This window comes from Stenotrophomonas sp. HMWF003, assembly GCF_003061285.1.
Taxonomy (GTDB): domain Bacteria; phylum Pseudomonadota; class Gammaproteobacteria; order Xanthomonadales; family Xanthomonadaceae; genus Stenotrophomonas; species Stenotrophomonas maltophilia_AP.
Map to the genome: position 1 here is coordinate 386 of NZ_QAIW01000370.1, position 1128 is coordinate 1513.

Below are 1128 nucleotides of genomic sequence, written 5' to 3' on the forward strand. Positions count from 1 at the left end.
CTGGCCGACGCTTTCGTTCTCGTCGCCGTCCTCGCCCGCTTCGGCCGGCGCGCGTTCCGGGCGCGGCAGCGAGGTCAGGATTTCGCTGGTGACCGCTTCAACCGGGATCTTCTGCTCGATGTAGGCCTCGATGTCCGGCAGGCCCATCGCGTAGCGTTCGCAGGCGAAGCTGATCGCATCACCCTCTTCGCCCAGGCGCGCGGTACGGCCGATGCGGTGCACGTAGTCTTCGGCGTCGAACGGCAGGTCGTAGTTGTAGACGTACTTGATGCCGTCGATGTGCAGGCCGCGGGCCGCCACGTCGGTGGCCACCAGGATTTCCAGCTGGCCCTTCTGGAAGCGGTTGAGCAGGCTCTCGCGCTTCTTCTGCGGCACGTCGCCGGACAGCACGCCCACGCGGTAACCGGCCTTTTCAAGCGAACGGGCCACGCGCTCGACGAACACCTTGGTGTTGACGAAGACCATGGTGCGCGCGCCTTCGCTGCGCGACAGCAGGCCCAGCAGCAGCGGAATCTTTTCTTCGTCGGCCGGGAAGTAGATGCGCTGGCGCACGCGCGCGGCGGTGATCGACTCGCTTTCCACCACCAGCTTCTGCGGCTCGTTCATGTGCTCATACGCGAGCTCCAGCACGCGGTGGCTGAGCGTGGCGCTGAACAGCAGCGTCTGGCGCGTGGTGCGCTCGGGCATGCGGCGCAGCAGGAAGCGGATGTCCTTGATGAAGCCCAGGTCGAACATGCGGTCGGCTTCGTCGAGCACGCAGATTTCGCAGGCGTGCAGCGAGACCACCTTGTGCTGCTTGACGTAGTCGATCAGGCGGCCCGGGGTGGCGATGATGACGTCCACGCCCTGCTGCAAGATCTCGCGCTGCTTGTCGTAATCCACACCGCCGTAGACCAGCGCGAAGCGCAGGCCCAGGTCCGAACCGAACTTGACCGCATCCTTGTGGATCTGGATGGCCAGTTCGCGGGTCGGGGCCAGGATCAGCGCGCGCGGGTCTTCCGGCTTGCGATCGGCCAGCGCCGGGCGGGTCAGCAGGCGGTTCACCACCGCGACCAGGAAGGCCAGGGTCTTGCCGGTGCCGGTCTGGGCCTGGCCGGCGACGTCGCCGCCGGGCAGCGCGACCGGCAC

1 protein-coding gene is annotated in these 1128 nt (G+C 67.1%); it reads right to left on the reverse strand.

Annotated features, from left to right (window positions below):
• Positions 1–1128 (reverse strand): ATP-dependent RNA helicase RhlB (rhlB, locus tag DBR34_RS15285; protein WP_258223974.1); only part of this gene is annotated, 1128 nt, incomplete at both ends.